Below are 6,061 nucleotides of genomic sequence, written 5' to 3'. Positions count from 1 at the left end.
GGAGCTGGAAGCGGCAATCAAAACTTACATCGAAGCCGTCAATGCCGATCCAAAGCCCTTCAGATGGACCAAGTCGGCCGACGATATCCTCAACACCATCAAGCGCTTCTGTCTGGCTACGCTTCAAGTCGCACAACACCAAACCGAAATGGCTCAAACTTCGGAATCAGGACACTAGAACGAGATGAGTTTGGAACAGCATTTCCGTGGACATTTGGCCTCCTGTCAGAAGCTGGTTCACGCGCCTCAGCTTCAGTCGGTTACCTCTAAGCCCACTTCCATAGTTCGACTATCCGCTGTAATCACAACAACCTATGAAGCAGAACTACACAGTCCGGCACGGTGCGCTGGAGGGCGTCGAGGTGTTCCTGGCCGTCGCCAGGCGCCGCAACTTCCGCCGCGCCGCCGCCGATCTCGGCGTGACGCCGTCCGCCGTGAGCCAGGCGGTGCGCACGCTGGAGGCCCGCATGGGTGCGGCGCTGTTCGTCCGCACGACGCGGAGCGTCGGTTTGACCGAGGCTGGCCAGCGGTTCCTCGATCGTGCAGGCCCTGCCTTCGAGGAACTCGTCGCGGCAGGCGAGGCAGCGCGCGATGTCGGCCAACGGCCGACCGGGCTGCTGCGCCTGTCCGTACCCCGCGCCGTCGTGCCGTTGATCCTGGAGCCGGTGATCGCGTCGTTCTGCCAGGCCTATCCCGAGATCGAACTGGAGATCGCCGCGAGCGACGAGATGGTCGATCTCGCGGCCGGCGGGTTCGATGCCGGCATCCGCCTTGGCCAGTTCATAGCGCCCGACATGGTCGCTGTGCGGCTGACGCCGTCGTTCCCGTTCGTGGTCGTCGGCAGCCCGGACTATCTCGAGCGCCATGGCTACCCCGAGCGTGTTGAGGATTTGCGCCACCACGCTTGCTTGCGCTTGCGCCGTTCGAACGGCGCCATCGCGCCCTGGTCCTTCGTCGACGGCAACGGGGAGATCGAAGCGATGGTCTCAGGCCCGCTGATCGCGCACGACTACCCGACGTTGCTGGGGGCCGCGATGCAAGGGATTGGGCTGGCACAGACGCCTCGACCTGTCGCCGAAGCCCCCATAGCAGCAGGAAAACTCAAATCGGTGCTGGATGGCGTCGCTGCCACGACGCCGGGCGTCTTCCTCTATCATCCCGGCAAGCGCCAGATCCTGCCGAAGCTACGCGCCTTCATCGATCACCTCAAATCCGAAGCGTGAGGCGTCGACTTCTGGCGCGAAGCCGATAAGTCGACGCGCCCTGCCCTCACGCAGTCTTCTGCGTCACCAATCCCAATTCCTCGACCATCGCATTGCGCATCAGGAATTTCTGCGGCTTGCCGGTCACCGTCATCGGCAATTCGCTGCGGAAGCGGATGTGGCGGGGGATTTTGTAGTGAGCGATCTGGCCGGCGCAGAAGTTTTTAATTTCCTGCTCGGTGACGATCTGGCCGGGCTTGAGCACAATCCAAGCGCACAGCTCCTCACCATATTTGGCGTCGGGAATGCCGAACACCTGCACTTCCTTGACCTTGGGGTGGCGGTAGAGGAATTCCTCGACCTCGCGCGGGTAGACGTTCTCGCCGCCGCGGATGACCATGTCCTTGACCCGGCCGACGATGTTGCAATAGCCCTCGGCGTCGATGGTGGCGAGGTCGCCGGTGTGCATCCAGCCGTCGGTGTCTATCGCCTCTCGGGTCTTCTCCTCGTCGTCCCAATAGCCCTTCATCACCGAATAGCCGCGCGTGCAAAGCTCGCCCGGCGCGCCAACGGCGACGGTGGCGCCATCGGCATCGACCGCCTTGACCTCGACATGCGGGTGGATGCGTCCGACCGTCGAGACGCGCTTTTCCAACGGGTCGTCGACGCCGCTCTGGAACGAGACCGGGCTGGTTTCGGTCATGCCATAGGCGATGGTCACCTCTTCCATATGCATCAGCGACACCACCTTCTTCATCACCTCGATCGGGCAGGGCGAGCCGGCCATGATGCCGGTGCGCAGGCTGGAGAGATCGAAGGACTGGAAGTCTGGATGATCGAGCAGCGCGACGAACATGGTCGGCACGCCATAGAGCCCGGTGCAGCGTTCCTGAGCCACTGCCTTCAGCGTGGCGCCGGGGTCGAACCCCTCGCCTGGGAATACCATGGTGGCGCCTTTCGAGACGCAGCCCATCGTGCCCATCGACATGCCGAAGCAGTGATAGAGCGGCACCGGAATGCAGAGCCGGTCGTCGACGGTCAGCTTGATCGCCGAGGTGACGAAATTGCCGTTGTTGACGATGTTGTTGTGGGTCAGCGTCGCGCCCTTCGGCGCCCCTGTCGTGCCTGACGTGAACTGGATGTTGATGGCCTCGCCGGGCTTCAGCCCCTCCGAGATGCGGTCGAGGCTGTCATGCTCGTCGCGGCCGGCCATGGCCAGCACATCACCGAAATTGAACATGCCGGGCGAGTTCTCGTCGCCCATGCGGATGACGATCTTCAGCGCCGGCAATTTTTGCGCCTTGAGCTTGCCCGGCGTGGCCTTCGCGATCTCCGGCGCCAGCGTCTCGATCATGCCGAGGTAATCTGATGTTTTGAATTTGGCCGCCGTGACCAGCGCCTTGCAGCCGACCTTGTTCAAGGCGTATTCGAGTTCGGTCAGCCGATAGGTCGGATTGATGTTGACCAAGATCAAGCCGATGCGGGCAGTGGCGAATTGCGTCACCAGCCATTCCCAGCGGTTGGGCGACCAGATGCCGACGCGGTCGCCTTTTTCGAGGCCCAGCGCCAGGAAACCGGCGGCCAGCGCATCCACCGTGTCCGACAGTTCGCTCCAGGTGAAGCGCTTGTCCTGGTCGACGAAGACGGCGGCGTCTTGCGTGGCATATTTGCTGGCGGTGTCGGAAAACAGCGCGGGAATTGTCTTGTTGAGCAGCGGCACGCTGCGCTCACCCGAGACATGCGCCTTGCCGTCGACGGGTGCGACGAAGGTGCCGCCATTGCGCGCTCCGCGGCCGCGCAAATTGGTGGCGTTCTTCAGCTCGTCGAGATTGACTGGCATCGCTCTCTCCTCCCGGGACTGGCCGAGCCTATCAGCCTGCCGGGATGGAGGAAATCCCGCCGATGGTACTGGACGATCCCCTCCCCCTTAAGGGGAGGGTGGACAGCCGCCGAAGGCGGATGGACGGGTGGGGTCATTGCGGCAGTGCTCGACGTGGGGCGACCCCACCCGCCTCGCTTCGCGAGGCACCCTCCCCTCAAGGGGGAGGGAGGGCGCTCATTTTTGCGGCGATGTCGCGCAATATGGCTTCATCCGCGGCGGAACGATCTTTCTTCGACGCCACCAGACAGGCCTGCGAGCGCAGGACGAGGCCGTCGCCGAGCACCTTGAGATGATTGGCGCGCAGCGTCGAGCCTGACGTGGTGATGTCGACGATGACATCGGCCAGCCCGGCCGCTGGCGCGCCTTCGGTGGCACCGAGACTCTCGACGATGCGGTAGACCTGGATGCCGTGTTTTTGGGAGAAGAATTGCTGGGTCAATCGCCAGTATTTGGTGGCAATGCGCAGCCGCCTGCCGTGACGTTGGCGAAAATCGGCGGCGACGTCGTCGAGATCGGCCATGGTGTCGACGTCGAGCCAGATGTCGGGCACGGCCACCACGACATCGGCATTGCCGAAGCCAAGATGGGCAACGATTTCAGCGCGCGCTTCCCAGTCGGCGAGGTTTTCACGCACCAGGTCTTCGCCGGTGATGCCGAGATCGACCGCGCCCTGGCCGATCTCGCCTGCAATCTCGGAAGCCGACAGGAACACCACTTCGACATTGTCCAGGCCCTCGACGCGGGCGTGGTACTTGCGCTCGTCGCCGGGCAGGCTGACGGCGAGTCCGGCTTTGGCCAGCACTTCGAGCGCCTGTTCCTTCAGCCGGCCTTTCGACGGAACCGCCAGCGTGATCATGGCGCCGTCTCCCGCAACGCCTCGATGCGGTCGAGCCAGACGGAAAAGCCGACGCCGGGGATCGGCGTCTTCGCGCCGAGCAGGGTCAGCAGCCGGTCATAACGGCCGCCACCGGCCAACGGCCGGTCGCCATTGTCAGCCGCGATTTCGAAAACCAGACCGGTGTAGTAATCGAGCGGGCGGCCGAAGGCGGCGTCGTAACGGATTGTTCCGACCGGCAGGCCGTGCGCTTCGATCGCCTTGGCGCGGGCAGCGAATTTCTCCAATGCGGTATCAAGCGAAAGCCCGGCACCGGTGGCGAAGGTCGCCAGCGCCTGGGCCGCGCCATCGAGCGGCACGTCGATCGCCAGAAAACCCTTCAGCGCCGCGAAGGCCTCGTTCGACAGCCGCACGCTGCGCAATTCGGCCTTCTCGATCAGCCGCCGGGCAATGTCGGACGGCGCGCGTCCGGCGGAGGCCGAAAGGCCCGCCTCTTCCATGCCGCCGGCGATGTGGGCGGAAAGACCTTCCAGATCACCATCAAGGACAAGAGCGGCGACCGGGCCGGAGAGCTGGCTGTTGCGCGGCGGGTTGGCGAGATCGGCGAGTGCCGCCTCAAGCATCGGTGCCGAGCCGAAAGCGCGGGCAAGGCGCATGCGCCAGCCGCGCGGCAGGCCAAGGGCGGCCAGCACAGCCTCGAAAATGGTCTGGTCGCCGAGCGTGATTGCCAAGGCCTGGCCGGGCAGCACCAGCGACAGCAGCGCGTGCGCGTCGGCCAGCGAGCGGGCATCGGCTTCAGCGGTGTCGCGATCGCCGAGATCCTCGATGCCGGCCTGGAAAAACTCGTTGCCGCCTTCGCGGCGCTGGCGAAACACCTCGCCGAGATAGGAATAGCGGCGCGGCGTGCCGGCCTGCGAACTTATATGGTCAAGGCAGACCGGAATGGTGAATTCCGGCCGCAGGCACAATGTCTGGCCCGTCTCGCTTTCGGTGAGGAAGATGCGGCGGCGCAAATCCTCGCCGGCCATGTCGAGGAACGGGTCGGCGGGCTGCAGCACTGCGACCTCGACCGCATGCGTGTTGCGGGTGGCGAAGAGGTTGATGATGTCGGTTGCGATGGCGGGGTAGCGGGAGGTCATCGATCGGATGGGCGCGAGGCACCCCCCTCTNNAGAGGGGGGTGTTCAAGCGCCACCTTTCGCGCGATCAGCGACCTGCGCCGCCAGGATCTTCTTCACCTCGGCGACCAGCTCGCCCTCTGCCACCGTGACCTGCGCCGGGCGGGCGGCGCGCCATTCGGCGTTGTCTGTGATCTCGGCCGACATGCGCGCGCCTTCGATCAGGTCCTTGATCTGCAGTTCGCCCTTGGCGCGTTCGTCGCCACCCTGGATGATTGCAACCGGGCAGCCGCGCCGGTCGGCATATTTGAGCTGCGCCTTCATGCCGGCNNCCGAGCGGATGCCGGCGGCGCGCAGTTCCGACACCATCTTCTGGTAGCGGCCGAGGCTGTCGATGTCCTTGTCCATGACCAGCACGACGACCGGCGCGATCACCTCCGAGGCGTCGAGCTTGCCGAGGTTCTTCAGCGCCGTCATCAGCCTGGAGACGCCGATAGAAAAACCGGTTGCCGGCACCGGCTCGCCACGAAAGCGCGAGACGAGACCATCATAGCGGCCGCCACCGCCGACCGAGCCGAAGCGGACGATCTGGCCATCCTCATTAGGGATTTCGGCCAGAAGCTCGGCCTCCAACACAGGGCCGGTGTAGTATTCGAGACCACGCACGACCGAGCGGTCCATGGCAATACGGTCCTCGCCATATCCCGCCGCCCTGACCAGGGCTTCGATCGTCGCAAGTTCGCCAACACCTTCCTGATAGGTCGCGTTCGAACTGACCATGGAATCCTGGCCTACCTGTGCATTCCTCGCTGTCGCGAGAAGAACCGCCTCGGCTTGCCCGCTGTTCAACCCGGCGCCCTTGGCGAAATCGCCCTCGCCTTCCTTGCCGCCGTCCCAGCGCCCCGGCCCGAGCAGAAGCTTCACGCCTTCCGGCCCGAGCTTGTCCAGCTTGTCGATCGCCCGCAGCACCGTCAGCCGGCGGCCGGCATTCTCCTCGCCGCCAAAGCCGATCGCCTCCAGCACAC

General features: G+C 64.6%; 5 protein-coding genes and 1 pseudogene. 2 read left to right on the top strand and 4 right to left on the bottom strand.

Translation table 11 applies throughout. The annotated features are described in order from the left end of the window. Together FCU66_RS42450 and FCU66_RS39725 are read left to right on the top strand one after the other, a co-directional pair. Positions 1 to 178: pseudogene (locus FCU66_RS42450) on the top strand (IS630 family transposase); the annotation flags it as partial. Between the two features lie 136 nt (positions 179 to 314). Further along, complete coding sequence (locus FCU66_RS39725) at positions 315 to 1,223, top strand: LysR family transcriptional regulator (protein WP_136622618.1); 909 nt, start codon at positions 315 to 317, stop codon at positions 1,221 to 1,223. A gap of 46 nt (positions 1,224 to 1,269) precedes the next feature. Here FCU66_RS39725 and FCU66_RS39720 read toward each other — a convergent pair whose 3' ends face one another. The 4 genes from FCU66_RS39720 to FCU66_RS39705 all read right to left on the bottom strand — a co-directional run. Further along, positions 1,270 to 3,042 (bottom strand): AMP-binding protein, encoded by a 1,773-nt coding sequence (locus FCU66_RS39720; protein ID WP_136622617.1) that lies wholly within the window; start codon positions 3,040 to 3,042, stop codon positions 1,270 to 1,272. A gap of 196 nt (positions 3,043 to 3,238) precedes the next feature. Continuing rightward, positions 3,239 to 3,940, bottom strand: a complete 702-nt coding sequence (gene hisG, locus FCU66_RS39715) for an ATP phosphoribosyltransferase (protein WP_136622616.1) — start codon at positions 3,938 to 3,940, stop codon at positions 3,239 to 3,241. Then, positions 3,937 to 5,058, bottom strand: coding sequence for an ATP phosphoribosyltransferase regulatory subunit (locus FCU66_RS39710; protein ID WP_136622615.1), 1,122 nt, complete (start codon positions 5,056 to 5,058; stop codon positions 3,937 to 3,939). Before FCU66_RS39710 ends, hisG begins: the two co-directional genes overlap by 4 nt. 44 nt (positions 5,059 to 5,102) lie before the next feature. Next, positions 5,103 to 6,061, bottom strand: a 959-nt coding sequence (locus FCU66_RS39705) for an ATP phosphoribosyltransferase regulatory subunit (protein WP_136625505.1), incomplete at its 5' end; no start/stop codon positions are given.

The sequence above is a fragment of the Mesorhizobium norvegicum genome, from assembly GCF_004919685.1.
Classification (GTDB): domain Bacteria; phylum Pseudomonadota; class Alphaproteobacteria; order Rhizobiales; family Rhizobiaceae; genus Mesorhizobium; species Mesorhizobium norvegicum.
The sequence above is the reverse complement of the archived record's forward strand: the minus strand, read 5'-3'. Positions and strand labels throughout refer to the sequence as shown.